Below are 24,372 nucleotides of genomic sequence, written 5' to 3' on the forward strand. Positions count from 1 at the left end.
GATAGGGGCGCGGGGAACTGCGCGAGACGCGGGCACGGTCCGCAGGCGAGAGCGGGGGTGCTGGGATCGGCACCCTGCCAAGGGCAACCCACCCAGGGGCGCGGGGTGAACAGCGAGGGGCCCCGCCGCATTCGGCGGGGCCCCTTGGTGCGGCGGCGGCGCTACGCGGCGAGGCGTTCCAGGTCCTCAACGACCCGCGCCGGGCTCGGCATCTCCGCCATGTCGGCCCGCAACTCCTGAGCGCACTTGAGGTACCGGGGATCGTCCAGCACGTCCCGGATCGCCTCGCGCACCTGGCCGGGGTCGTTCTGCGGGGCCGCCTCGCCCAGTACCCGGGCCGCGCCGGCCGCGGCCAGGAGCTCCGCCGAGGCGAACTGGTCGACGATCTGCGGGAGCACCACCTGCGGCAGGCCGAACGAGCACGAGGTGAGGGTGGTGTTGGCCCCGCCGTGGTGGATGACCGCGTCGCAGTCGCGCAGGAACAGGTTGAGCGGGACCGGCTCGACGACCCGGACGTTGTCCGGCACCGCGCCGAACCCCTCGTGGAAGACGGCGTCCGCCGTCACCACGGCCTCGACGTTCTCCAGGCCGTCGAAGGCCGCGATGATCGAGCGGTACAGGCCCGTCCCGTTGAGGACCAGGGTCTGGCGGCCCAGGCACACCACGACACGGCGTACGCCGTCCGCGGCCGGCCGGTGCAGCCAGTCGGGCACGGTGCCGGTGCCGTTGAAGGGCACGTAACCGATGGGCGCGCCCGGTGCCGCGCTCGGGTGGCGCAGGGCCGGCGGACACGGGTCGAGCAGGAGGGTCGGGTCGGGCAGCCCGTCGAGGCCGAGGCGCTCGGCGGTCCCGTACAGGAAGTTGCGGGCCGAGGCGCGCGAGGGGCCGCTCAGCGGGTCGACGCCCCAGCGGTGCTGTACGGAGGGGATGCCGAGCGCGCCGGCCACGAGCTGGCCCGCCAGTTCCATCTGCTCGGAGACGATGAGGTCGGGCTCCCACTCCCGGGCGAACTCCAGGTAGGAGCCCACCAGATAGCGGGCGTGGGTCTCCCACAGCTTGGTGGCGCCGGCCATCTTCTCCGGCGGCGTCGGCCCCATCAGCTCCAACGGGCGTACACCCGCCGGGAGATGGCGCTGGAGCACGTCCAGGCCGTGGAAGCGGTCGCCGATGTCGACGGCCGAGATCCCGGCGGCGCGAGCCGCGTCGGTGACGTCAGGCTGCGCGGCGACCGTCACCTCGTGGCCCGCCCCCCGCAGCGCCCAGGCCAGCGGCACCATGGGGGTGAAGTGTGTGGGGAAGGGGGTGCTCAGCATCAGTACGCGCATCGTCGTCGTCCTCCTCGGACGTAAGGGCGGTCTCATCGGCGGTCGTTCCGGGGCCCTCTTCGGTGGCCTGACCCGTGGTCGTTCCGGGGGCCTGCTCGACGGAGGCCTCGGCGGTCGCTTCGGTGGCCTGCTCGGCGGAGGCTCCCGCGGTCTTCTCGGTGGCGGCCTCGGCGGAATCCTCGGCCGGGTCGGCCGGGTCGGCGGGGTCCTCGGCAGGGCCCGCCGCGGCGTCGGCCAGCGCGTTCACATCGACGTCCTTCATGAGCAGCGCCGTGACCAGGGCGAACAGCAGAAGTCCCGCGGCCGTCAGGAGCAGCGTGGACGTGGCGTGCGCGAAGGCGTCGGTCACCAGGTGGCGGCGGCCCGCGTCGAGGCCTGCGAGCTGGGCCGCCGCCGCGTCCGGGTCCTTGACGCCGGATGCCCCGGCGGCCGACGCGAACCGCGCGCTGAGCACCGCGCCGAGCACCGTGCCGCCGATGGTGGTGCCCAGCATCGTGGCAAACCGTGACGTGGTGGTCACCACCCCCAACTGGTCCGGCGTGGCCGCCGATTGGGTCATGAACAGGGCGATCTGGGTGACACCGCCCAGGCCCACGCCGAGCAGCAGAAGCAGCAGGTCGAGCTCCCAGACGGGTGCGTCGCCCGCGGTGAGGCCGAGCCCGGCGACCGCCGCCGTAGCCGTCGCCGTGGTGGCCACCAGGACCGCCTTGCACCTGCCGGTACGGGTGATGATCTTGCCCCAGCCGAGGAAGACGAGGACCACACCGATGGCGAGCGGGATCAGATGCAGGCCGACCGCGTCGAGCGACACACCCCGCACGATGTTCAGGTAGTTGATGAGGAAGACCGGCAGGGACAGAAGGGCGAAGCCGCCCACGAACTGCAGGATCGCGGCGGGCCGGAACACCTTGTCCTTGAACAGGGTGAGCGGCATCAGCGGATCGGCCGCCTTCAGCTGCCGGGCCACGAACGCACCGGCCATCAGGCAGCCGCCGTAGAAGTAGGGCAGGACAGGGCCCGAGAACGAGTTGTGCTCGCCGTACGCCTTCACGCCGAGCAGCAGTGCGCAGGTGGCGGCGGCGATGAGCACCGAGCCGAGGACGTCGACCTTCTGCCGGGTGCCCTTGACCGGGAGCCGCAGCGCCCAGGCCACCCCGGCCAGGGCGAGGCCCGCGAGCGGCACGTTGAGCAGGAAGATCCAGCGCCACGACAGGTTCTCGCTGAGCGGCCCGCCGATCATGGGCCCGGCGATGATGCCGGCCGCGATGAGGGCGCCGCCCGCGTTGGAGCGGCCCGCCCGCGACTTGGGCGGATACAGGGTGGCGATCACGATGAGCGTCATGCTCATCAGGCCGCCGCCGCCGAGCCCCTGGACGGCGCGGAAGACGATCAGCTGGGTGAGCGAGTGGGCGGTGGCGCACAGCGCTGAGCCCGCGAGGAAGGTGGCGAGCGCCCCGAGGTAGATGCGGCGCGGCCCGTAGCTGTCGCTGAGCCGGCCGTACAGCGGTTGCGCCGCCGTCGCGGCGAGCAGATACGCGGTGATCAGCCAGGGGAAGCGGTCGATGCCGTGGGCCGGGTCGAGGTCGCGCACGATCGGCAGGACGGCCGAGGAGATGATCGAGCCGTCGAGCAGGGCCAGCGTCATGGTGGCCATCGCGCAGACGATGAACACCAGGACCTGGATGTCGCTCATGCCATTGGGGTTCGGCTTCTTCTCCTTGGCCGTGTCCTGCGGGGCGATGTCCTGCGGGGCCGTGTCGTGGGATGCGGCGTCCTGGGATGCCGAGTTCGCCGTGGTCGCGGCGATCTCGGTGGTCTCGGTGGTCTCGGTGGTCGCTGTGGTCTCGGCGGTCACATCGGTGCTCACGCCAGCACCTCCTGACGTGTTGTCAGTTGTTCGAGCAGGGGCACGGTGTCGGCCGGGCTCGGCATCGCGCGCACCTCGTCGCGCAGACGCTCGGCGCCGGGACGGAAGGCGTGCTCAGAGAGCAACCGCCTTACGGCGTCGGTAAGTTGGGGGCCGCTGTTCTGGAGCTCGGCGCTGTCCAGGGTGATCCCGGCGCCCGCCGCGGCGACCTTGTCACCGGCGAGGAACGTCTCGTCGAGCTGGGGGAGCACCAGCTGGGGGATGCCGAGCGCGGCCGCGGCGAGCGTGGAGCCGGGGCCGCCGTGGTGGATCACGAGATCGGCGCCGGGGAAGAGGAGGCCGGGCGCGGTCTCCTCGGTGTACGTCATGCCCTCGGGCAGCTCACCGACGGCCGCCCGGTGCTCGGGCGGCGCGGAGACGACCGCCTCCACACCGCCCGCGCCGGCCAGGGCCCCGACGACCCGGCGCAGCAGCGGGGCGCCGTCCAGGTCGAGGGTGTGGCCGCCGAGCGCCACCGCGACCCGGCGCCCGGCCGTGGTCGCGTACGTCCAGGGTGTGCCGTCGCCGGTGTGCGGCTCGGGGCGGATCGGGCGGGCGGGTGGTGCCTTCGTGCTCGCGAGGGCGGGCGGCGCCGGGTCGAGGATCAGATCGGGCTCCGGTACGGAGTCGAGGCCCAGGCGCTCGCACAGCGGGCCCAGCCACATCCGGGTCAGGCCCAGCATGAACGTGCTGGTGGGCGCCACGCCCCAGCGGTGCCAGACGCTCGGTATGCCGAGCACCTTGGCGACGACGGGGCCCGCGAACTCCATGTGGTCGCTGATCACCAGGTCGGCCCCCCAGTCGCGGGCCAGCTCCAGGTAGTCGTAGAGGAAGTACGGGGCGTGGTTGCGCCACATCTGGGCGGCGCCGTCGATCTGCTGGGCCGGCGGGCGGCCCACCACTTCGATGGGGCGCAGGCCCTCGGGGCGCCGGCCCCGTCGCAGGTCGCTGTAGTGGAAGGCCTCGCCGAACGTGGTGGTCGTGAGACCGGCCGCCCCGGCGGGCCCGGTCACGTCGGGCTGTCCGGCGACGCGCACCTCGTGGCCCGCGGCGGTGAGCGCGCGGACCAGCGGCAGCATGGCCAGGAAGTGTGTGTCGACGGGGGTGCTGATGATCAGTGCGCGCATCGGAGGTTCTCCAGGTCACGGACGACGGCGGCGGGGCTCGGCATGGCGGCCATGGTGTCGGCGAGGACGCCCGCGCCCTTGGCGAGCCGCTCCTCGGCGAGCAGGGTGCGCACCGCCTCGGCCACCTGGGCGGGGTCGTTCTGCGCCTCGGCGGTGCGCAGCGTCAGACCGGCGTCGGCGGCGGCCAGCAGATCGCCGCCCTCGAACTGGTCGACCAGCTGCGGCATGATCAGCTGCGGTACGCCGAAACTGGCCACGGCGAGCAGGGTGTTGGCGCCGCCATGGGTGACGACCGCGTCCGTCTTGTCGAGGAAGCCGTTGAGCGGGGTCGGCGGGATGATGGTGACGTTCTTCGGGAGGGTGCCGAGCTCGTCGACGAACTCCTCCTGCACCGTCATCACCGCGTCGGCCTCCGGCAGGTCGCCGAAGGCCTCGACGATGCCCCGGAACATCGGGAGCCCGCCGAGCGAGATGGTCTGGCGGCCCATGGTCACGCAGACCCGGGGCTTGTCGCCGCGCTGGCGCAGCCAACTCGGCACGGAACCCGTGCCGTTGAAGGGAATGTGCCGGATCGGCGCCCCGGCCGGCGCGCCCTTGACCAGGAGCTGCGGAGGCGCCGGGTCGAGCAGCAGGTCGGGCTTGGGCAGGCCGCCCTCGATGCCGAGCCGCTCGCAGGTGCCGGCGAGCAGATCCTCGGCGGTGGCGCGCATCAGGTGGCTCATCGGGTCGACGCCCCAACGGTGCGAGACCACCGGGATCCTGTGCACGCCGCCGACGAGGCAGGCGACCCAGTCGAAGATCTCCGAGATCACCAGGTCGGGCTTGAACGCCGCGGCGACTTCGAGGTACTTGGGTGCCATGTAGCGGGTGTGGAGCACCCACACCCGGGAGCCGATCATCGTCATCTTCGGGGTGAGCGGGCCGACGATCTCGATGGGCCGCTTGTTCGGCGGCAGCGGTGGGCTGAGCAGGTCCTTGCCGAAGAACTGCCGGCCCACCGCGACCGTGTTGAGGCCCGCCGAACGGGCCATCGCAATGATGTCGGGCTGACCGGCGACCAGGACCTCGTGCCCGGCGCCGCGCAGTGCCCAGGCCAGCGGCACCATGCAGGTGAAGTGGGTGGACTCGGGGCTGCTCAGGATCAGTACACGCATGAGGTGTCCTTGGAGGTGAGGGGAGCGGCGGGGGCTTCGGCGCGTGCGGCGGGGCCGCGGCGCAGCCGGCCGGTGTAGTCGGTCACCACCCGGTCCGCGATGCCGGCCGGTATGCGGTCGGTGCGTACCGATGCGGTGATCAGGGCGCCGTCCGGGGTGATGCGGACGTCGAGCTCCAGCTCGGTGAACATGGTGGGGGCGCCGATGCGCGACAACTGGGCGGTGCAGCCCGGGAGTTCGAGGCGCGGATCCGGGTCGTCCTGCATCAGGAAGCTCGGCATCGGGCGCAGTGACTCGCCGCCGCCGGTCAGGACCACGGTCCGGGCCAGCTGCGCGCCGCCGGTCTCCTGAGCGGCCAGCGCCTCGTCGACATGGGCGGCCGCCTGCTCCAGGAGCCCGGCGCCACCGTCCTTGTGCGGCGGCCAGAAGCGCAGGAAGAGCAGGTCGACCCGGCAGCTGACGGCGGAGGCGAGCACCTCGCTGCCCCTGCGGGCCACCGGCACCTTGACGGCGATGTCGTCCTGGCCCGTCAACTCGCGCAGGACGACGCCGAATTGGGCGGCGAGAAGCGCGAACCGGGTGGTGCCGAGTTCGCGTGCCCGCGCGTCCCAGCGGGCGAGCTCGGTGTGGGTCACGGTCAGGGAAGGGGAGTAGCCGGGACCGGCGTTGCGGTCGTTGTCGGTGCGGCCCGGCAGCTCCAGGGGCTCCTGCAGCTCCAGATGGTCCTCCCAGTACGCGGCCTGCGCCGCCAGGTCGACCCGCGCCATCACCCTGCGGTGGTCGGCGGAGACCTCGGCGAGGGTCGCGGCCGGTGCGGGGAAGGCGGGGGCGCGGCCCGCGAGCCGGGCGGCGTAGGCGAGCGAGAGGTCCGCGGCGAGCACCGTCTCGGACGCCCCGTCGAACGCCACATGGTGGGCGACCAGACCGAACAGGGTGCGTCCGGTGTCCTCGGCGCGTACGGCGGCGCACCGCCACACCTGCGCGTCGCGCACCCGCAGCGGGGTGAGGGCCGCGCCCAGCCATGCGGCCGCCGCGCTCTCCTCGTCCGGGGCGCCGGGCAGCCGGATCACCTCGGCATCGGCCGGCCGCTCCGGCACCACCGCGTACCCGATCTCGTTGTTGCGGATCAAGTACCGTGCGTGCAGGGCCTGATGGCGCAGGTGGACGTCGCCGACGGCGGCGGTGAGGGCGTCGAGGTCGAGCGGCCCGTCGAGCCACCAGGTCATCCGGCAGAGCCCGCCGAGCCCGTCCTTGTCGTGGGCTGCGGCGAAGAGAAAGCCGGACTGCTCGGGCGGCAGCAAAATCTCGCCGGGCTCAAGGCCGGGCACCGGGGCATCGGCGGCCCCGGCCGTGCGGGCCGTGGCGTCCAGCCAGGCGGCGAGCCGGTGCACCGTCGGTGTACGGAAGATCTGCGAGGGCTGCACGGCCGCGCCGAGCACCGCGTCCAGGTGCTGGCACAGCCGGGCCGCTTCGAGCGAACTGCCGCCGAGCTCGAAGAACGACACGTCGCCCGGCACCCGGTCGGTGTCGAGCACCGCCCGGAACCCGTCGGCGACCAGGGCCGCCGTACCGTCGAACGACTCGGCGGCAAGCCCTGCCGGGTGCTCCCGCTCGGGGCGGACCCGCGCGGCGAGGTCACGCCGGTCGACCTTGCCGTTGGCGAGCTGCGGGAACTGGTCGAGGAACTGGACCCGGCGGGGCACCAGGTACTCCGGCAGCAGCTCGGCGAGGCGCCCGCGCAGCTCGTCCGGGCCGATCCCGGCGGCGGCGCGCGTGTAGAACAGCGCGAGCCCGTGGTAGGAGCCGTCGGGCTTGGGCACCGGCACGACCGCGGCGCCCGTCACCGTGACCACCCGCTCCACGGTGCGCTCCACCTCGGCCGGCTCGATCCGATGGCCCCGGATCTTGATCTGGCGGTCGCCGCGGCCGGTGTAGTGGAACACGCCCTCGGCCGAGCGGTTGCCCAAGTCGCCGGTACGGTAGAGGCGTTGGGGCCGTCCGTCGATCTCGACCTCGACGAAGACCTCCCGGGTCAGCTCCGGGTTCCCGAGATAGCCGAGCGCCAGGCCCGGCCCGCCCAGGCACAGTTCGCCGGTCTCGCCCGGCGTGCACACCCGGGTGCCGTCCAGGACGTACACATCGGTGTGGGCGAGGGCGCGGCCGAGCGGGATGCCGGCCGGGTCGTCGCAGTCCTCGGCGCACACCACGTGCCCGGTGACGACGGCCCCGCACTCGACGGGCCCGTACACATTGAGCAGCCGGATGCCGGGATGTTCGGTGAGGAAGGCACGCACCCGGGGCGGGGCGGCCCGCTCGCCGCCGATGGACAGCCACTTCATCCCGGCGAAGGCGCCCACATCGGTGGTGACCAGCATGTTGAACAGCTGCGTCGTCATGAACGCGGCGTTCACGCCCTCCTCGGCGATCAGCGCCCGCAGGGTGCGCGGCACGAGGACCGTCTCGTCGAGCAGCACGGTGCGCCCACCGGTCAGGAGCATGCTCCAGCAGTCCAGGGCGAAGCCGTCCCAGGTCGGGGGAGCGGTCTGCGGCATCACCGTGCCGGGGCCCAGCTCGGCGTAGAAGGGGCCGTCGAAGAGCCGCACGACGTTCTCGTGGCTCGACACCACACCCTTGGGGGCGCCGGTGGAGCCCGAGGTGAAGAACACCGAGCAGGCGTCGGAGCCGCGCACCGCGACCGGCGCGGGGGTGAGCCCGCTCGCGGCGGTACGGGCCAGGTCCTCCTTCGGCGGCGTCCACACCGGCACCGGCCAGTCGCCCGCCACGGTGGTCACCAGGAGCGGCGCGCCCAGCCGGCCGATCACTGCCTCGAGCCGGTCGACGGGCCAGCGGGCGTCCAGGAAGGAGTAGGCGGCCCCGCACTTGAACAGGGCGAGCAGCACCGCGATCAGCGGGGTGCCGCGCTCCATGAGCACCGGCACCAGTTGTCCGCGCCGCACGCCGTGCGCCTGGAGGAGCGCCGCGTACGCGTCGGACGCGGCAGCCAGCTCGCGGTAGGAGATGCCAACCCCCCGGTGGCGTACGGCGATCTCCTCGGGAAAGCGGCGGGCCGCGTCCTGGAACAGGCCGTGCATGGTCTCGCCCCGCACGAAGCGGTCGGTGCCCGTCGTGGGCTCAAGGAGTACGGTCATCGTCTTCCTGTCTCCTCAGGTGTGGGAACGTCCGTGCGGCCGGCTCTCACGCACTCCTCCAGGAAGCCCACGAGCCGGTCGGGGGTGGGCATCCGGTCGGTCTCGGCCCGCAGCGCCTGCGACCGCTCCCGGTAGGAGGGGCGGCGCAGCAGGTCCTGTACGGCCGTGCCCACCGCGCCCTCCTCGGCGTCGGCGGGCAGCGCGGTGCCGGCGCCGGAGGCGCGCACCAGATGGGACCAGTGCTCCTGGAAGGCGTTGCGCGGCAGCAGGAGCTGGGGAAGGCCGTGGGTGACGGCGATGAGGCCGCTGCCGACGCCTCCGTGGTGGACCAGCGCGTCGCAGTGCGCGAGCAGCACGTCCAGCGGGAAGGACTCCACCAGCCGTACACCGTTCGGGAGTTGGCCGGTGTGCGCGGCCTGCTCGGGGGTGACGGCGAGGACGACGTCGGTGCCGAGGCCGAGCAGCGAGCGCACCACGTGGTCGCGCACCTCGTCGAGGGCGGAGGTGGTGACGCCGCCGGTGACACACACCAGGGGGCGGCCCGACGGGCGCTCCGAGCGCAGCCAGTCCGGCAGGGCCGCGGGGCCCGCGAACGGGATGTAGCGCATGTTGGCGCGGCGCACCCCGTGCGGCGGGCGCAGCCCCGGCGGGCACGGGTCGATCCACACCGAGGGGCCGACCACCGGGTCGACGCCGAACCGCTCGAAGAGCGCCGCGTACGACGGGCGCAGCTCGGCCTCGCTCTCGCAGTGCACACCGAGCGAGACGCCCCACGTGTGGCCGACCGCCGGGACCTTGACCGCGGCGGCGGCCACCAGACCGGCCGCGGCGGCCGTGTCGTGCACCACGATGTCGGGGCGCCAGAAGCGCGCGAAGTCGACGAGGTCGTCGGTGAGGGTGTCGGCGACGGCGATCATCTTCTCGATGAGCGCCTCGCTCAGATCGGCGTCGAGCACCGCGACCGATTCTGCCGCCGTCTTCAACCGGCCGGGGCCGAGGCCCAGTTGGCGGGCCGCGACCTCGGCGGTCGCGGCCTCGTCGCCGACGGGCACGGCCACCAGACCGGCCCGGGTGACGGGGGCCACGCACTGGGGCCGCACCGCCACCCGCACCTCGTGGCCCGCAAGGCGGCAGGCCCAGGCGAGCGGGATGATCCAGGGGACATGGGCCGGCCCGTGCCCCACGAACAACACGCGCATTCAGTTGCCTCACTCCATCGCGTACGGTCAGTGGCAGGGCAAGGGTGGGGGCATCCGCTCGAATGCGACTCGCGTCCGCTACGAACACGAAAGTGCCCGCGGGGGGAGTCCCCGCGGGCACTTCGGTGGAGCTGACGGAATCAGGCGCGGCGGCCGCCCCTGCGGTAGGCGAAGGCGGCGAAGGCCGCGAGCAGCGCGGTCCACAGGGCGAGCACACCGAGGCCGGTGCCGCTCGGCGCGGAGTTGGCGGCCGCGTCCCAGGAGAGCTGGGCGTAGCGGTAGACCGGGGTCTCCTTCGACAGCGGCTGGAGCCAGCTGGGCAGGGTGTCGGTCGGCATCATCAGGCCGCCGAGCAGGGTGAGCGTCAGATACGAGACGGTGCCGGCGATCTGGGCGAGCTGCGCCTTGAAGAGGTAGCCGATGCCGATGCCGAGCATCGCGAGCGGGGCGATGCCGACCCAAAGCAGCAGGAAGATCTCCAGCCAGGTGCCCGGGGAGAGGTCGACGCCCCGGTAGAACTTGCCGATCAGGCCGATGACCACGATGGGCAGGATGCCGAGGCAGGTGGCGACGGCGCCACGGGCGATGACGACCTGCACCGGCGACAGCGGGGTGAGCCGCAGCTGGCGCAGCCAGCCCAGCGCCCGGTCCTCGGCGATGCCGGTGCCGTTGGTGATGACCACACCGAGCGCGCCGAACGCCGCCGCGCCCACCATCGCCCGTACCAGGGACTCCTGGTCGGGGCCGCCGCCCGCGAGGGTGACATACAGGCCGACCGGCATGATGAGGCTCATCATGAGGTAGCCGCCGTTGCGGATGAGCCGCAGGATTTCGAGGCGGATGTAACCGAGCATCAGGTGGTCCGTCCTTCCGGAGCGGCCGCGTGGCGGGACTGGTGGGTGAGCGCGATGAAGGCCTCTTCCAGGCCCACGCCCGAGACCTCCAGGTCGGTGAAGGCGTCGGCGCGCGACAGCGCGTGCACCGTGGAGTCGGAGTCACTGGTGCGCAGATGGACGCGGCCGCCGCGGTGCTCCACGGAGGAGACACCGGGCAGCAGGTCGAAGCCGTCCTGGTGGCCGCGCGGCACGAAGCTCACCGTGCGGCCCTCGATCATCGACTTGATCTGCGAGGTGGTGCCGTCGGCGACCACCCGGCCCGAGGCGATGACGACGACGCGGTCGGCGCTGTCGTCGGCCTCTTCGAGGTAGTGCGTCGAGAACAGGACGGTGTTGCCGCGCTCGGCGTACCGCTGCATCGCGGCCCACAGCTCGCGCCGCGACTCCACGTCGAGGGCGGCGGTCGGCTCGTCGAGGACCACCAGGTCCGGGTCGCCGGCCAGGGCGAGCGCGAAGCGCACCCGCTGGGCCTGACCGCCGGAGAGCCGGTCCACGTTCCGGCCCGCGATCTTGGTCAGCTCGGCGAGGTCGAGAATCTCCTGGAGCGGCAGCGGCTTGCGGTAGGTCCCGCGCACGAAGTCGACCAGCTCGCGCACCGAGACCCGGGGAATCATCTTCCCCTCCTGGAGCATGGCTCCCAAGTGCCCTGCACGCATGGCGAGTTCTGGCTTCTTGCCGAAGACCTCGATGGTTCCCTGGTCCGGCGGGAAGAGCCCGAGGAGCATGTTGATGGTGGTGGACTTGCCGGCACCGTTGGGGCCGAGAAGGGCGACCGTCTCACCGCGGCCGATCGTCAGATCGATCCCGTCGACGGCACGCACACTGCCGTACTCCTTGACGACACCCTTGAAGACGACCGCGGGCGGGCCGTGCTGTTCTGCCATGGGGGGTGGCACCTGTTCCCTTTCCTGTGTGAGTGAGCGCATGTCAGATCAGCCCTTCCAAGGTGTGGACCAGTTCCGTGGGGCCTGGCAGGCATTCGATCTCCGCGCGAACGTCCTGCGCGGCCTTGCGGTGGCGCTCGTTCTCCAGGAGGCCCGCGAGGGCGTCCCGGACGAGCGAGGGGTCGTGCTGCTCGGCCTCGGTGGCGAGGCTGATGCCGCAGCCGGACTCCTGGACGAGCCGGCCGGTGGTCTGGAGGAACGGCTTGTCACCGGGCAGCACCAGCTGCGGGACGGCCGAGGCGAACGAGGTCATGCTGGTGCCGCTGCCGCCGTGGTGGACGGCGACGGACGTGTGCCGCATCACCGGACCGATCGGGAAGCGGTCGACGACCTTGACCGAGGACGGGATCCCGCCGAGCAGCGCGTGATACTGGGCGTCGATCGGGAAGAGCACGTCGAGCCCGTGCTCGGTGCAGGCGTCCAGGACGTGCCGGAAGCCCAGCGGCAGCTCGCCGGTCTCGGCGAGCACCCGCCCGTGCCACATGCCCAGGCACAGCAGCGCCCGGGGCCGCTCGGGTCTGCGGACCGCCCAGTCGGGCAGCTCGGCGGTGCCGCAGTACGGCACGTACCGCGAGAGCAGGCCGGGCGTGTTGTCGCCCTCGGGTAGCAGCGAGGCCGGGCTCGGGTCGATGATCAGGGCCGGGTCGGGGAAGCCGGCCGCCCCGAACTCGACGCACAGATCGTGGAGTTGGAGCTTGGCCTGGCGCAGCAGCGGGCTGGTGAAGTCGTCCGGTCCCCAGCGGTGGATCACCCCGGGTACGCCGAGCGCGCCGGCGACGACGAGGCCGCCGAACTCCACCGGGTCCGTCATCACCAGGTCGGCCTCCCACTCCCGGCCGAGCTCCACCAGCTCGTCGATGTAGCCGCCGAGCCGGGTACGCCAGCGCTCGCCGGCCGCGTCCCACTCCGCGTCCGCGCGGCGGTCCATGCCGGCCCGGTCGGGCATCGCCACGGCGCCGGGCCGGGTCAGGCGCTGGCGGGTCTCGCCGCCGCCGACCAGCCGGGTGTCCAGGCCGGCCGCCGACGCGAACGTCACCAGCTCGGCGTCGCCCGCCACCAGCACGTGGTGCCCGGCCGCGCGCAGCGCCCAGGTCAGCGGCACCATCGGCACGATGTGGCTGGGGACCAGAGCGGTCACTAGGACACGCATGTCTCCTCCTGCGGAGCGGTCGCGGCGGTCCCGGCGGTCGCGGCCACCAGGGTTTCGAGGTCGGTGACCAGCTGCTCCACCGGCGGACAGGCGAGCACCGAGCGCCGCACGGCCGCCGCGCGCTGCCGGAACGAGGGCTCGGTGAGCAGCCGCCCGAGCGCCTCGGTGACGGTCTCGCCGGTGACCCAGTAGGCGGGCAGATTGATGCCGCTGCCGACATCGGCCACGTGCCCGGCGGAGTTGGGCTGGTCGTCGTACATGGGCGTCACCAGCATCGGCGTACCGCTGCGCAGCCCCTCGCGGATGCTGCTGTGGCCACCGTGCGTCACGAACACGTCCGCCGCTTCGAGCAGCACGTCCTGCGGCACCCACTCGGTGAGCAGCCGCACATGCTCCGGCACCTTGCCGAACTCCTCGGGGTCGCGGCCCACACCGATCGAGACGAGCGCGGTGCACTCCAGGCCGGAGACGGCCTCGATCACGGCGTGCAGCACCTCGTCGGACTTCCACGGCATGGACGGCGCCATCGTGCCGATCGAGGCGTACACGACCGGCCTGTCGTCGGGCAGCTGGGCCAGCCACGGCAGGGCCTTGTCGTCACTGCGGTAGGGCGCGGTCTGGCGGTAGTGGCGCAGGGTGCGCGGGTCCAGGTCGTCGCCGGTGCACTCGGCCGGGAGCCAGCTGATCAGGCCGTGCCGGTAGACGGAGTTGTCGTCCTCGTCCTCGGGGGAGGCGGGCAGGCCGAGCTCGGCCCGCAGCTTGTTCAGCGGTTCGTGCGTCACGGCGGGCGGCAGCAGATGCGTCGAGCCGCCGGCCACCGCTATGTGCGGGATGCCGAGCGATTCGGCGGCGAGCAGGCCGCCCATCTCCTCGCCCTCGCGGACGATCACATCGGGCTTCCAGTCCGCGGCGATCTCCAGGATGGAGCGGGCCGCGGCCAGGGCGGGCGGCCCCAGCACACACTCCACGAGCCCGTCCTCGTACGCCTCCTGGTCGCCCCGGAACAGCGGAAGCGCGATCGCCTCGATGCAGAAGGGGTCCTTGGCCCAGTCGAACCCCGCAGGGAAGAAGGTGAGCCCATAGCTCACACTCTCCTCGCGCATGGACTCGTCGTCGGCCACGGCGACGGTGTGCCCGGCCCGGACGGCGGCCTGGGCCAGAGGGATCAGCAGACGCAGATGCGACTTGCCCGCATGGGCGGTGAACAGGATGCGCACGGCGGGTCTCCGATGGGGGTGGGAGCGGCCTTTGGCGGACCGCCCGTCGGTCATGCCCAAGAGCGTGACCGGCTCCACTCGAATGCCACTTGAGCCGCCCTCGGCCGAAGCCTCCCCTGCCGCACTCAAGTCCGATTCGAGAGGCCATGGCGACCTTGGGCGCATGCCGTATGCCCGAAGGATTCGACCGAACCGCCGAACAGGGGAGTAGCTGGATGCGTTGGAACGAGATCTATGTCGCCTCGCTCGGCACCTGGCTGCCCGAGCCCGTCCCGGTGGCCGAGGCCGTCGCGGCCGGGGAGTGCGGCCAGGAGTGGATCGACGACTTCGGGTACGAGTCCGTGCGGATCGCCCGCGAGAGCGAGACCGAGGGCTGGACGGCGCCGCCGGACATGGCCGTCGCCGCGGGCCGCACCGCGCACCAGCGCTCGGGCCTCGCCAAGTCGGCGTACTCCCTGCTCCTGCACGGCAGCACCTGGTTCCAGGGCCTCGACATCTGGCCCGCCGCGTCCTACATCGCCAAGCGGACCGTCGGCGCCACCGTGCCCGGCCTCGATGTGCAGCAGCGCTGCAACATCGGCATCAGCGGGCTCGACCTGGCCGCCGCCCACCTCACGGCCGGCTACGACAAGGGCAGCGCCGTCATGCTCACCACCGCCGACCGCTTCGGCGGCCCCGGCGCCAACCGCTGGCAGCTGCGGCACGGCAACGCCTACGCCGACGGCGCCACCGCCACCATCCTCTCCACCGAGGGCGGCTTCGCGCGCCTGGTGGCCACCGCGACCGTCGCCGACAACTCCCTGGAGCCGATGGCCCGTGGGGATGAGGAGTTCGGCCCCGTCTCGCGCGCCGCCGAACGGCAGATCGACCTGACCGCACGCGGCGACGCCCAGAAGGCCGTCAGCGACGAGACGATGACCAACATCCGCTTCGGCAAGGTGATGCAGGAGGCCAAGCAGGCCGTCCTCGACGACGCCGGCCTGGAGATGGACGACATCGCGTACGTCATCATCCCCTCCACCGGCCGCATCAAGGGCCCCTTCCAGATCCACCACCTGCTCGGAGTCGACGAGTCCGAGACCACCTGGGAGTTCGCCCGCCGCAGCGGCCACATCGGCGCCGGCGACTGGGCCGCGGGCCTCGAAAACCTGCTGCTCACCGGTGAGTTGAAGCCCGGCGACCACGTGATGCTCTACGGCGGCGGCGCGGGCTACACCATCACCACCGCCGTCCTGGAAATCCTGGAGATCCCGGCCTGGGCCACATCCGCCGCGGCCTGAACAAGCCCCCGTCACAAGGAGTTGGCACACCCCATGGAGATAGTCGGCAGGGGCTTCCTGGCCGGACACCTGGCAGGCATCGCCGAACACCACCCCGACGTGGTGGCGCTGGCCGCCGGGGTCTCGGCCGCCGGTGACATTCCGCCGGAGCAGTACACCCGTGAGTCCAAGCGCCTGTACGAGGTGCTGCGGCACTGCGAGAAGACCGGCAAACGCCTGGTGTTCTTCTCGACCGCGTCCGCCGGAATGTACTCGGTGCCCGACGCCTCGCCCGGCCGCGAGGACGGCCCCGTCTACCCGGCGACCCCGTACGGCCGCCATAAGCTCTCCCTCGAAGCGGTCGTCAAGTCCTCGGACGTCGAGTACCTGATCCTGCGCCTCTCGCACGTCGTCGGCTTCAACCAGCCGGCCCACCAGCTTCTGCCCGCCCTGGTACGGCAGTTGGTGGGCGGCAGCATCCAGGTCCACCGCGGCGCGCAACGCGACCTGATCGACGTCGAGGACGTCATCAAGATCGTGCACGCGCTGCTCGTCGACGGCCGTACCCGTGACGTCGTCAACGTCGCCTCGGGCCACGCCCCGCGCATCGAGGACGTCGTCACACACATGGAGCACCTGCTCGGCGTCCGCGCCGAGAAGTCCTACGTGGAGGCATCCGGCGCCCAGCCCGTCTCCATCGACAAGCTCTGCCGTCTCGTGCCGCCGGTGTACGGGCTCGGCTTCGGACCGGAGTACTACCGCACGGTCCTCGACAAGTACGTCCACGCCTACGCACAGCTGCCGGTCACCGCGTAACCCATCCACCCGAAGCATCGGAAGGTTCACCTCATGAGCGAGAACAGCCCCGTCGTCGCGGTCGCCCACTTCGTCCTCAAGGAGAAGCACAAGGCGAAGGGCGCCGAGTTCGAGAAGGCCTACCTCAAGTACAAGGAGGCCGTCGCCGCCAAGGACGGTCTGCTGCGCACCGCGCTGCTGCGCGGCATCAAGGAGCCCGACAACTTCGTCATCCTCACCTGGTGGCGCGACGCCGACGCGCACCGCACGGTCGTCGGCGACTGGCAGTTCTTCACCGCCGTCTCCAGCCGTTTCGTCTATCTCGCCGCCATCACCAGCGTGCACGGCCCGGTCCTCGCCGGCGAGAACGCGGCCGACGGGCTCGGCGCGCTCGCCGTGCCGTCCGCGGACGCCGCGGTCGCGCTCACCACGTTCACCCTGCGCGAGGGCGCCGACCAGCAGGCCTTCGAGGGCTCCTTCCTCGGCCACCTGTCCTTCGTCAAGGGCCACGAGGGCTTCCTCGGCCACCAGCTGGTGCACTCCAACCGCGAGACCGGCGCCTACGTCAACATCGGCTGGTGGAGCGGCCCCCAGGCCTACCTGCCGGTCCTCAAGAGCCCGGAGATGGCGGCCGACGCGCAGATCATGGCCGTGCACGCCGAGGTCAAGGGCGGCCTGTACAAGGCGGTCGTCGACTCGGCCCGCACCGAGGTCGCCGCCGTCCGAGCCGGCTGAGGCACACCGCACCACCGCACACGGGAGGCGGGCCGGGTCTTGAAGACCCGGCCCGCCTTTTACGTGTCCGCCAGATGTACCTGTGCGACAGCTTCAGCGCGCGGTGAAGAGCCCCTCGGCCACCTCGATCGACGGGTTGCCGAACGCGATGGTGCGCAGCACCTTGCGGTAGACCGGGGTGTGCTTGACCACGGCCGCGAGCTTGGGGCGCACCCGCGTCGCGAACGTACCGGTCGACAGCATCGCCTTGGACTGCATGCCCTGGAGCCGCATCATCGTCGCGATGTCGGGCGCCCTGCGCTCCTCGAACCGCGACAGGAACGCGGCGCTCGCGTCGCTGCGGCCCACCGACTCCACGAGCAGCGGGTGCAGCACGACCGCGTCCTGCACCGACAGGTTGATGCCCTGCGCGCCGATCGGACTGTGGGTGTGCGCGGCGTCGCCCATCAGGACGAGCCCGTCGGTGGCCCACCGCTCGGCGCGCCCCGAGAACACGTCCAGCAGGCTCAGATCGCGCAGCGAGGTGATCTGCGCGTCGATCAGATCCGCGTACGCCGGCACCGCCTTCGCCAGCTGCTCCTTGACGTGGCCGAGCCCCTGTGCGACGACGTGTCTGTACCCGCCGTGCGGCAGCGTCCAGCCGACCTGGATCCGGTTGGGCCAGGACCCGTACGCGAGCACCGGGCTGGTGCCGGCGCTCCTGAACACCCGTACATCGTGGCTGACTTCGGGCTCGTCCCGGGTCAGCTTGAACCACAGCACGTCCTGGTCGAACGCCTCGCTGCGGCCCGCCTCGATCCCGGCGAGCCGGCGTACCTTGGAGAACCGCCCGTCGGCGCCGACCACGACCTTGCTGTGGAAGACGTGCCCGTCGGCGGATGCTCCGGTGATCCGGCCCCGCTCGTCACGCAGCAGCGCGTTGACGCGGCACCCGTCCACGTACTCAAAACCGGCGAACTCGGCGCAGTGCAACAGGAGTTCGGTGAGCAGGTGGGACTGCGGGATGGACAGGAGATGGTCGTACGGGGCCGGCAGCGCGCGGTAGTCGATGTCGAGCAGCACCCGGTCCTGCTCCACAAGGCGGAACCGGTCGTGCTCGTGGCAGCCGCGGGCGCGGGCGCCGTCCAGCACCCCGAGCCGGTCGAGGACCGTCATCGCGCCCGGCTGGAGGATCTCGCCGCGGAACTCCCGCTGGTGCGAGCGCGACCGCTCCACCACACTCACCCGCACCCCGGACTTGAGCAGCAGCAGCGCGAGGGTCAGACCGGCGGGGCCCGCCCCGACGATGCACACGTCACTGCGGTGCTCCTCGTCGGCGCGGGCCCCGGCACGGACCTCCTCGGCGGCCGCCGTCATCGCTGCCCGGCCAGGGCGAGCGCGGACCGCACATCCGCGGTGGCCAGGTCGAGCACCCGGTCGCGGCCGAGCGACGCCACGGCGAGCACATCGGCCCGCACCACGACACCGTCGGGCGTCTGCGTCAGACGCCACCGGCGCCGGTACAGCTCGGCGGGGCCGGGCGGTGTCAGGGGCTTCTGTACGAGGGTGTGGCCGCCGTGCTCGATCTGCACGGCCGGCACACCGTCCTGGACGCCGAACCAGGCGCTGTCCTCACCCCCCTCGTGCGGCGGCAGCGCCGCCAGGAGCCGGGCGTGCACCTCGGCCACCGAGCCGGGAACCACCGCCCTGTCCTCGACCCGGACCACGTCCGAGGTCAGCGAAGCGGGCTGCTCCGTCTTGGACTTGAGGGTGCGCATCTGGAGCCCGCCGTGCCGGTCGAGCTCGCCCGCGGTGTCCTGCGGGTCGGCGTCGGTGGTGAACCAGTGCCCGGACACCACCTGGCAGCCGCCGTCCGAGCGGGGCAGGAAGTCCCAGGTGCCGCCCAACTCCTTGATCGGGCCCACCGAGCCCTGCTGCGCGAAGTCCATGCGCAGCGCCACCGGGTCGAGGGTCCGCCGGGAGGTCCAGACGCGAAGCCCGCCCTCGGGGCCGGGCCGCACCGCCCAGAACTTCACCTCGTCGTCCTGCCCGTCCTGGGCGATGACCTCGGTGTGCGCGATCCAGGGGTACAGCAGCGGCCAGTCGGCCACATGGGTCAGCGCCCGGTAGACGGTGTCGGCGGGCGCGTCGATCTCGATCCCGGCGCGCGTCCGGTGGATCTCCCGGTTGGTCGTGGAAGTGGTCACAGCGGTACCTCTCAGAGGGTGGCGGGGGCGGGGGCGGCGGTCTTGGCGCGGAGCATCCGGCTCAGGGTCAGTCCGGGGTCGGTGACCACGACGGGGCCGAGCGCGGTGTCGATCCGGGCGAGCAGCTCCGGGTCGAGCACGGTGTCGGCGGCCGCCAGATTGCGGCCGATCTGCTCGGGCGCGGAGGCCCCGATGACGGCCGTGGCGACCTGCGTGTTCTGCAACACCCAGGCAAGGGCGAGCTGAGCCATCGTGAGGCCGGCCTCGTCGGCCAGCGCGGCGACCCGGCCGACCGCGGTGAGGACCTCGTCCGACAGGAAGCGGTAGCGCTGGATGGACACCTCGCCGCCCTTGGCGGCCACCGCCCGCGATCCGGCGGGCGCCCGACGACCCGGCCGGTACTTTCCGGTCAGTACGCCGCCGGCCAGCGGCGACCAGACCATCTGGCCGATGCCGAGCGGTGCACAGGCCGGCACGACCTCGGCCTCGATGACCCGCCACAGCATCGAGTACTGCGGCTGGTTGGAGACCAGCTCGATGCCCAGCTCACGGGCGAGCACGGTGGCCCGCTCGATCTCGTCGGCGGCCCACTCCGAGACGCCGATATGGCGGACCTTGCCCGCGGCGACGGCGTCCGCGAACGCGCTCATCGTCTCGTCGAGCGGCGTCGAATCGTCGTACAGATGCGCCTGGTAGAGGTCGATGTGCCCGGTGCCGAGCCGGCGCAGGGAGGCATCGAGGGACGCGGCGATCCGGGTGCGCGACAGAGCGCCCGGCCCTGGCCCACCGCCCCTGCCGACCTTGGTGCAGATCACGACGGTGTCCCGGTCGACGCCCGCGAGGGCCCGGCCGAGGTGCTCCTCGGCCCGGCCCTCGGCGTACGCGTCGGCGGTGTCGAACGTGGTGATGCCCGCGTCGAGCGCGGCCCGCACGCAGGCGGCGGCGGCCCGGTCGTCCAACTGGTTGCCCGCGGTCAGCGAGTTCCCGAACGCGACCCGGCTGACCACCGGTCCCGAGGCGCCGAGACGGCGGTACTCCATGGTGAATCCCTTCTCTTTCTGGGCTCTCTCCGGACGCGGCCGGCCTCCCGAGCCGTCAGGCGCCGGCCGTGGCGAACGCGGCACGACCGCCCGCGACGGCGGACGCGGTGAAGGACATGCGGGGTCTCGCGAAGTCAGCCGGCGACCGGCTGATGAGACGTCAACTGCTGTGCGAGCACCCGGCGTTGGATCTTCCCGTTGCCCGAGCGCGGGATGGCGTCGAGCGTCATGGCGTCACGGACCTGCTGGTAGTACGGCAGGGTGTCGTTGGCCTGCGCGATCACCTCCGCGAGGACGGCGCCGTCGTGGTAGTGGGTGCCCGCGAGCACCACGAGGGCGCCGGCGACCGCGCCGTGCTCGACGTCCGCGAGCTCGACCACCACGACATCGGCGACCCGCGCGTCACGGCGCAGGACGCGCTCCACGTCCGAGGGTGCGACCAGGAAGTTGTCGCACTTGAAGACGTCCTTGAGGCGGTCCACCAGGAACAGCCGGCCGTCCTCGTCGATCCGGCCGACGTCACCGGTGTTCAGCCAGCCGTCCGGTTCGAGTCCCGTGCCGTCGGGGCCGCCCGCGTACCCCTGCATCACCTGCGGTCCGCGCAGCTGCACCTCGCCGACACCGCCGGCCGTGAGCGCCGCGCGCGACTCGATGTCGACGACCCGGCACTCGGTCCCGGCGACGGGGGTGCCGACCGAGCCGTGCACCGGCTGGTCCGGGTCGTCGCTGTGGGTCAGCGGAGAGGTCTCGGCGAGCCCGTACCCCTGGAAGACCGGCACCCCGAACCGCTTGGACAGCCGGCGCGCGGCCGCCACCGGGAGGCCCGAGCCGCCCGACGCGATGCGCTGGACCGTCGGCATCGAGACGGAGTCGAGATCCGGGTCGGCCGCGAGCCGGGCAAGGCGCACCGGCAGGCTGTACAGGATCGTCGCCCCGTGCCGGTTGGCGGTCATCAGGGCCGCGTACGGCTCGGGGGACGCGCACAGCACCTGCGTGGCGCCCGCGGCGATCGCCGAGTTGAGGTGCATCGGGTGGTACGTCGGCAGGTGGTTGAGGGTGACCGACTCGCCGTCGAGCCGGTGCGCCCCCGCGATCTGCGCGGCGTTCACGGTCACATTGCGGTGGCTGAGCCGGACCGCCTTGGGCCGGCCCGTGGTGCCGCTGGTGAACTGGAGGGCGGCGGTGTCGCCGGACCCCTTGCCGTGCGCGGCGAGCGGCTCGTCGCGCGAGAGCAGGTCGAGCCCGTCCGTACCGGCGCCGATCAGCACCACGTCACGCAGCGCGGGCAGCCGGTCGCGGACGTGGCCCAGACGCGCGTTCAGACCCGCGTCGAGCAGAACCACCCGGGCTCCGGCAAGGCCGAGGACGTGCGCCAGGTCGTCCTCGCGCAGCAGCGGGTTGACGACGGCCACGGTGTGCCCGGCCCGCACGGCCGCGTAGTAGGCGACCGCGACATCCGGGTGCAGCACCGTCCCGACCGCCACGACCGACGGCTCCGGCGCGAGCGCCTGGAGCCCGGCGGCCACGGCCGTCACCCGGGCATCGAAGGCGGCGTAGTCCATCGTGAAGTCGTCGGTGACGACGGCGGGCCGCGCCGGGTGTGCGGCGGCCGCCCGGGACAGCAGCTGGTCGAGCCGGTCCGGCACCTCGGGCAGCGCGTCGGGGGACAGCGTGTCAGCCACGGAGCGCCTCCGCGTAAGTGCGGGCAAGCTTCAAGGTGTTGGTGGAGTTGGTGGACAGCGCACGGTGCACATAGGCACGGGCGTCGGCGACCGTCTTGCCCTCACCGAGATACTTCTCGATGGTGTCGGTGCGCAGCGTGACGGTGTGGCGCGAGGTGACGTCGACGCCGCCCTCGGTCTCGGCGATCGTCCAGCGGCCGGTGTGCGCGGTCATGAGCCCCGGCACGGTGGTCTGCTTGTAGACGATGCGGTCCGGCGCGAACACCACGCGGATCGATTCGGTGGTGTGCACCGAACCGTCGGCGGTGCTGGTGTCCATCGCCATGACCTGCACACCCGGCTCGTCCTCGGTCAGCTCCAGACGCGCCACGTGCGGCAGCCGCTCGGGCCACAGGTCGGCCCGGTTCAGGAAGTCGAATACATCGGAGGCGTCGGCGTCCATGTGGACGGTGTCGTCGAACATGAAGACCAGCTCGTCCAACTGGGCGTGCTGCTCGGCGAGTTCCTTGATGTTGTTCAGCTCGGCCCCGCTGTTGCGGTCCACGGCCGCGCGGATCCACTCCACCGACGCCGGAACGTCGTCGACGGCCTCGAAGTCGTGGTGGAGTTCGAGCAGTGAGGTCTCGGCGTCCACGGGCGAGACCACCCAGGCGCCGCCCATGCCGGCCACCGGCGGCGCGGAGACCTCCTGGCGGAAGTCGACCCGCAGCCCCTCGGGGTCGAAGGTACGGCGCGAGATCCAGTTCTTGACGGCGCCGTTGGCGGTCGCCCAGATGTGGATGCGCTCCGCGCGGTCGTCCTGCTCCAGGTGCTCGACGTGCACATTGGGGCCGAAGTACTGCGGCCACTTGGTGACATCGGCGACGATCCCGTACACGACCTCGGCGGGGGCGGCGACGGCGACGCTGTGGAGGGTGTGGTGCTTCGTTCCGGTCACGGACACGGGTGAATTCCTTTACTGCTGACGGGAGTTGCGGGAAGCCGTCGGGCCGGCGGTTCGGTCTGCTCTTTCGCCCTCGGGCTCAGAAGTTGCCGAGGCCGCCGCAGACGTTGAGGGCCTGCGCGGTGATCGAGGCGGCGGTGTCGGTGGCCAGGTAGCCGACCAGACCCGCGACCTCCTCGGGCGTCGAGTAGCGGCCGAGCGGGATCTTCGAGGTGAACTTGGCGAGGATCGCGTCCTCGGAGGTGTCGTACGCCTCGGCGTAGCCCTGGCGCACGCGCTGCGCCATCGGCGTCTCGACGTAGCCGGGGCAGACCGCGTTCACGGTGATGCCGGTCGGGGCGAGCTCATTGCCGAGCGCCTTGGTGAAGCCGACCACGCCGTGCTTGGAGGCCGAGTACGGGGCACCGAGCACCACACCCTGCTTGCCCGCGGTGGAGGCGATGTTGATGATGCGGCCCCAGCCGCGCTCGCGCATGCCGCCCACGTTGAGCGCCTCACGGGTCACCCGGAACACACTGTTCAGGTTGGTGTCGATGACGTCGTCCCACAGCTCGTCCGACACGTCGGCGGTCACGCCGCCACCGCTGCGGCCGGCGTTGTTGACGACGACGTCGACCCGGCCGTACGTCTCGACGGCGGCGGCCACGAGCTCCTTGACGGAGTCGGCGCTGCGGACGTCGGCGGTCGCGCCGGCCACGTCGAGGCCCTCCTCGCGGAGCTCCTTCACGGTCAGCTCCACCGACTCGGCGTTGCGCGCGCAGATGAACACCGCGAGACCGGCCTCGCCCAGCGCGCGCGCCGACGCCAGACCGATCCCGCTGGTCGCCCCGGTGATGAGCGCGACCCGGCGCTCGCTGGTGACCTTGGGCTGAGTCATACGAATCTCCTCGGATGAGTTGGTGTACGCGGCCAAAGTGCGCCGGGCCACTCGAACCGGTGTCGAGCCGGGCTTGACCCCGGGCGCGGGTCGCCGGGCGGGGCTGCGGCCCGCGCCGGGGGATGCGGCCCCCACCGGCGCACCAGCGCGGGTCGAGCGGTGGCCCCGATGCTCAGGGAGCAGGAAGATCCAGGAGGAGAGGACCCCCATGAGCGTCACCGAGCTGCCGCAGACCACCACGGCCGGGCTGTACACGGAGATCCAGCAGTTCTACGCGCAGCAGATGCATCTGCTCGACGACGGCCGGGTCGAGGAGTGGGCCCACACCTTCACCACGGACGGCGTGTTCGCCGCCAACGCACAGCCGGTGCCGGCGGTCGGCCGCGAGGCCATCACCGCGGCGGCCGCAGCCGCGACCGAGGCGTACGCGAAGGCCGGCGTCCAGCGGCGTCACTGGCTGGGCATGGTCTCGGTCGAGGGCGTCGACGGCGACGTCGTGACCGCCCGCTGCTACGCGCTGGTCATCGAGACGCCGCGGGGTGGGCGGCCGGAGATCAAGGCGAGCACGCTGTGTGTGGACCGGGTGGTGCGAGTGGGTGGGGCCTGGCAGATCCAGGACCGCCAGATCACCCGCGACGACCTGATCTGACGACCTGATCTGACGACCTGATCTGACGACCCGGCCCGACGCCATGCCCCTCCGGGGCCCCAGAGCAAGTGCCCGCACGCAATCCCCCGGCGTGCGGGCACTTCTGCGCGTGCGCGGCGCCCAAGTCCCCTCCGCACAC

At 72.2% G+C, this 24,372-nt stretch carries 20 protein-coding genes; 4 read left to right on the plus strand and 16 right to left on the minus strand.

The window, feature by feature from the left end:
- Window positions 1-161: 161 nt before the first annotated feature.
- From AB0D31_RS21520 to AB0D31_RS21565, 10 genes are all read right to left on the minus strand, one after another.
- Window positions 162-1,325 carry a nucleotide disphospho-sugar-binding domain-containing protein gene (locus AB0D31_RS21520; RefSeq protein WP_362725403.1) on the minus strand — a complete coding sequence of 388 codons (1,164 nt, stop codon included), beginning with the start codon at window positions 1,323-1,325 and terminating at the stop codon, window positions 162-164.
- Entirely contained in the window at window positions 1,213-3,192 is a 1,980-nt protein-coding gene (locus AB0D31_RS21525; RefSeq protein WP_362725406.1) for an MFS transporter, read from the minus strand. Before AB0D31_RS21525 ends, AB0D31_RS21520 begins: the two co-directional genes overlap by 113 nt.
- Entirely contained in the window at window positions 3,189-4,358 is a 1,170-nt protein-coding gene (locus AB0D31_RS21530; protein WP_362725409.1) for a glycosyltransferase, read from the minus strand. The genes AB0D31_RS21525 and AB0D31_RS21530 overlap by 4 nt, the downstream gene beginning before the upstream one ends.
- Window positions 4,346-5,512 carry a nucleotide disphospho-sugar-binding domain-containing protein gene (locus tag AB0D31_RS21535; protein ID WP_362725412.1) on the minus strand — a complete coding sequence of 389 codons (1,167 nt, stop codon included), beginning with the start codon at window positions 5,510-5,512 and terminating at the stop codon, window positions 4,346-4,348. The genes AB0D31_RS21530 and AB0D31_RS21535 overlap by 13 nt, the downstream gene beginning before the upstream one ends.
- Window positions 5,500-8,661 (minus strand): AMP-binding protein, encoded by a 3,162-nt coding sequence (locus AB0D31_RS21540; protein ID WP_362725415.1) that lies wholly within the window; start codon window positions 8,659-8,661, stop codon window positions 5,500-5,502. Before AB0D31_RS21540 ends, AB0D31_RS21535 begins: the two co-directional genes overlap by 13 nt.
- Complete coding sequence (locus AB0D31_RS21545; RefSeq protein ID WP_362725418.1) at window positions 8,658-9,860, minus strand: nucleotide disphospho-sugar-binding domain-containing protein; 1,203 nt, start codon at window positions 9,858-9,860, stop codon at window positions 8,658-8,660. The genes AB0D31_RS21540 and AB0D31_RS21545 overlap by 4 nt, the downstream gene beginning before the upstream one ends.
- A 140-nt stretch (window positions 9,861-10,000) precedes the next feature.
- Entirely contained in the window at window positions 10,001-10,714 is a 714-nt protein-coding gene (locus tag AB0D31_RS21550) for an ABC transporter permease (protein WP_362725421.1), read from the minus strand.
- Window positions 10,714-11,640, minus strand: a complete 927-nt coding sequence (locus AB0D31_RS21555; RefSeq protein ID WP_362725425.1) for an ABC transporter ATP-binding protein — start codon at window positions 11,638-11,640, stop codon at window positions 10,714-10,716. Before AB0D31_RS21555 ends, AB0D31_RS21550 begins: the two co-directional genes overlap by 1 nt.
- A 43-nt stretch (window positions 11,641-11,683) precedes the next feature.
- Window positions 11,684-12,850, minus strand: coding sequence for a nucleotide disphospho-sugar-binding domain-containing protein (locus AB0D31_RS21560; RefSeq protein WP_362725427.1), 1,167 nt, complete (start codon window positions 12,848-12,850; stop codon window positions 11,684-11,686).
- Window positions 12,838-14,121, minus strand: a complete 1,284-nt coding sequence (locus tag AB0D31_RS21565; protein WP_362725430.1) for a glycosyltransferase — start codon at window positions 14,119-14,121, stop codon at window positions 12,838-12,840. Before AB0D31_RS21565 ends, AB0D31_RS21560 begins: the two co-directional genes overlap by 13 nt.
- A 161-nt stretch (window positions 14,122-14,282) precedes the next feature.
- On the opposite strand from AB0D31_RS21565, the gene AB0D31_RS21570 reads away from it, so the two are divergent.
- From AB0D31_RS21570 to AB0D31_RS21580, 3 genes are read left to right on the plus strand one after another with little or no spacing between them, the layout of a single operon-like run.
- On the plus strand, window positions 14,283-15,347 hold the full coding sequence (locus AB0D31_RS21570; protein WP_362725433.1) for a ketoacyl-ACP synthase III family protein: 1,065 nt from the start codon (window positions 14,283-14,285) through the stop codon (window positions 15,345-15,347).
- A gap of 33 nt (window positions 15,348-15,380) precedes the next feature.
- Entirely contained in the window at window positions 15,381-16,142 is a 762-nt protein-coding gene (locus AB0D31_RS21575) for an NAD-dependent epimerase/dehydratase family protein (RefSeq protein ID WP_362725436.1), read from the plus strand.
- A 33-nt stretch (window positions 16,143-16,175) separates the two neighbouring features.
- Window positions 16,176-16,856, plus strand: a complete 681-nt coding sequence (locus AB0D31_RS21580; RefSeq protein ID WP_362725438.1) for an antibiotic biosynthesis monooxygenase — start codon at window positions 16,176-16,178, stop codon at window positions 16,854-16,856.
- A 93-nt stretch (window positions 16,857-16,949) separates the two neighbouring features.
- On the opposite strand, the gene AB0D31_RS21585 is transcribed toward AB0D31_RS21580, so the two are convergent.
- The 6 genes from AB0D31_RS21585 to fabG all read right to left on the minus strand — a co-directional run bounded on the left by AB0D31_RS21585 (window position 16,950) and on the right by fabG (window position 23,584).
- Entirely contained in the window at window positions 16,950-18,212 is a 1,263-nt protein-coding gene (locus AB0D31_RS21585; RefSeq protein WP_362725440.1) for an FAD-dependent monooxygenase, read from the minus strand.
- Window positions 18,209-19,042, minus strand: coding sequence for an SRPBCC family protein (locus tag AB0D31_RS21590; protein WP_362725442.1), 834 nt, complete (start codon window positions 19,040-19,042; stop codon window positions 18,209-18,211). Before AB0D31_RS21590 ends, AB0D31_RS21585 begins: the two co-directional genes overlap by 4 nt.
- Before the next feature lie 11 nt (window positions 19,043-19,053).
- A complete protein-coding gene (locus AB0D31_RS21595) occupies window positions 19,054-20,082 on the minus strand; it encodes an aldo/keto reductase (RefSeq protein ID WP_362725445.1) in 1,029 nt (342 codons plus the stop codon).
- A 134-nt stretch (window positions 20,083-20,216) separates the two neighbouring features.
- The gene (locus AB0D31_RS21600) at window positions 20,217-21,764 is read right to left on the minus strand and encodes a class I adenylate-forming enzyme family protein (protein WP_362725448.1); all 1,548 of its coding nucleotides are present in this window, start codon (window positions 21,762-21,764) and stop codon (window positions 20,217-20,219) included.
- A complete protein-coding gene (locus AB0D31_RS21605; protein ID WP_362725451.1) occupies window positions 21,757-22,707 on the minus strand; it encodes an aromatase/cyclase in 951 nt (316 codons plus the stop codon). Before AB0D31_RS21605 ends, AB0D31_RS21600 begins: the two co-directional genes overlap by 8 nt.
- Window positions 22,708-22,786: 79 nt before the next feature.
- A complete protein-coding gene (gene fabG / locus AB0D31_RS21610) occupies window positions 22,787-23,584 on the minus strand; it encodes a 3-oxoacyl-ACP reductase FabG (RefSeq protein WP_362725454.1) in 798 nt (265 codons plus the stop codon).
- A 208-nt stretch (window positions 23,585-23,792) separates the two neighbouring features.
- Between fabG and AB0D31_RS21615 the strand changes: the two genes are divergently transcribed.
- Window positions 23,793-24,233, plus strand: a complete 441-nt coding sequence (locus tag AB0D31_RS21615; protein WP_362725457.1) for a nuclear transport factor 2 family protein — start codon at window positions 23,793-23,795, stop codon at window positions 24,231-24,233.
- The last annotated feature ends 139 nt before the right edge of the window (window positions 24,234-24,372 follow it).

Origin of the sequence: Streptomyces sp. NPDC048361, assembly GCF_040651795.1 — a bacterium.
In the GTDB taxonomy this organism is placed as follows: Bacteria; Actinomycetota; Actinomycetes; order Streptomycetales; family Streptomycetaceae; genus Streptomyces.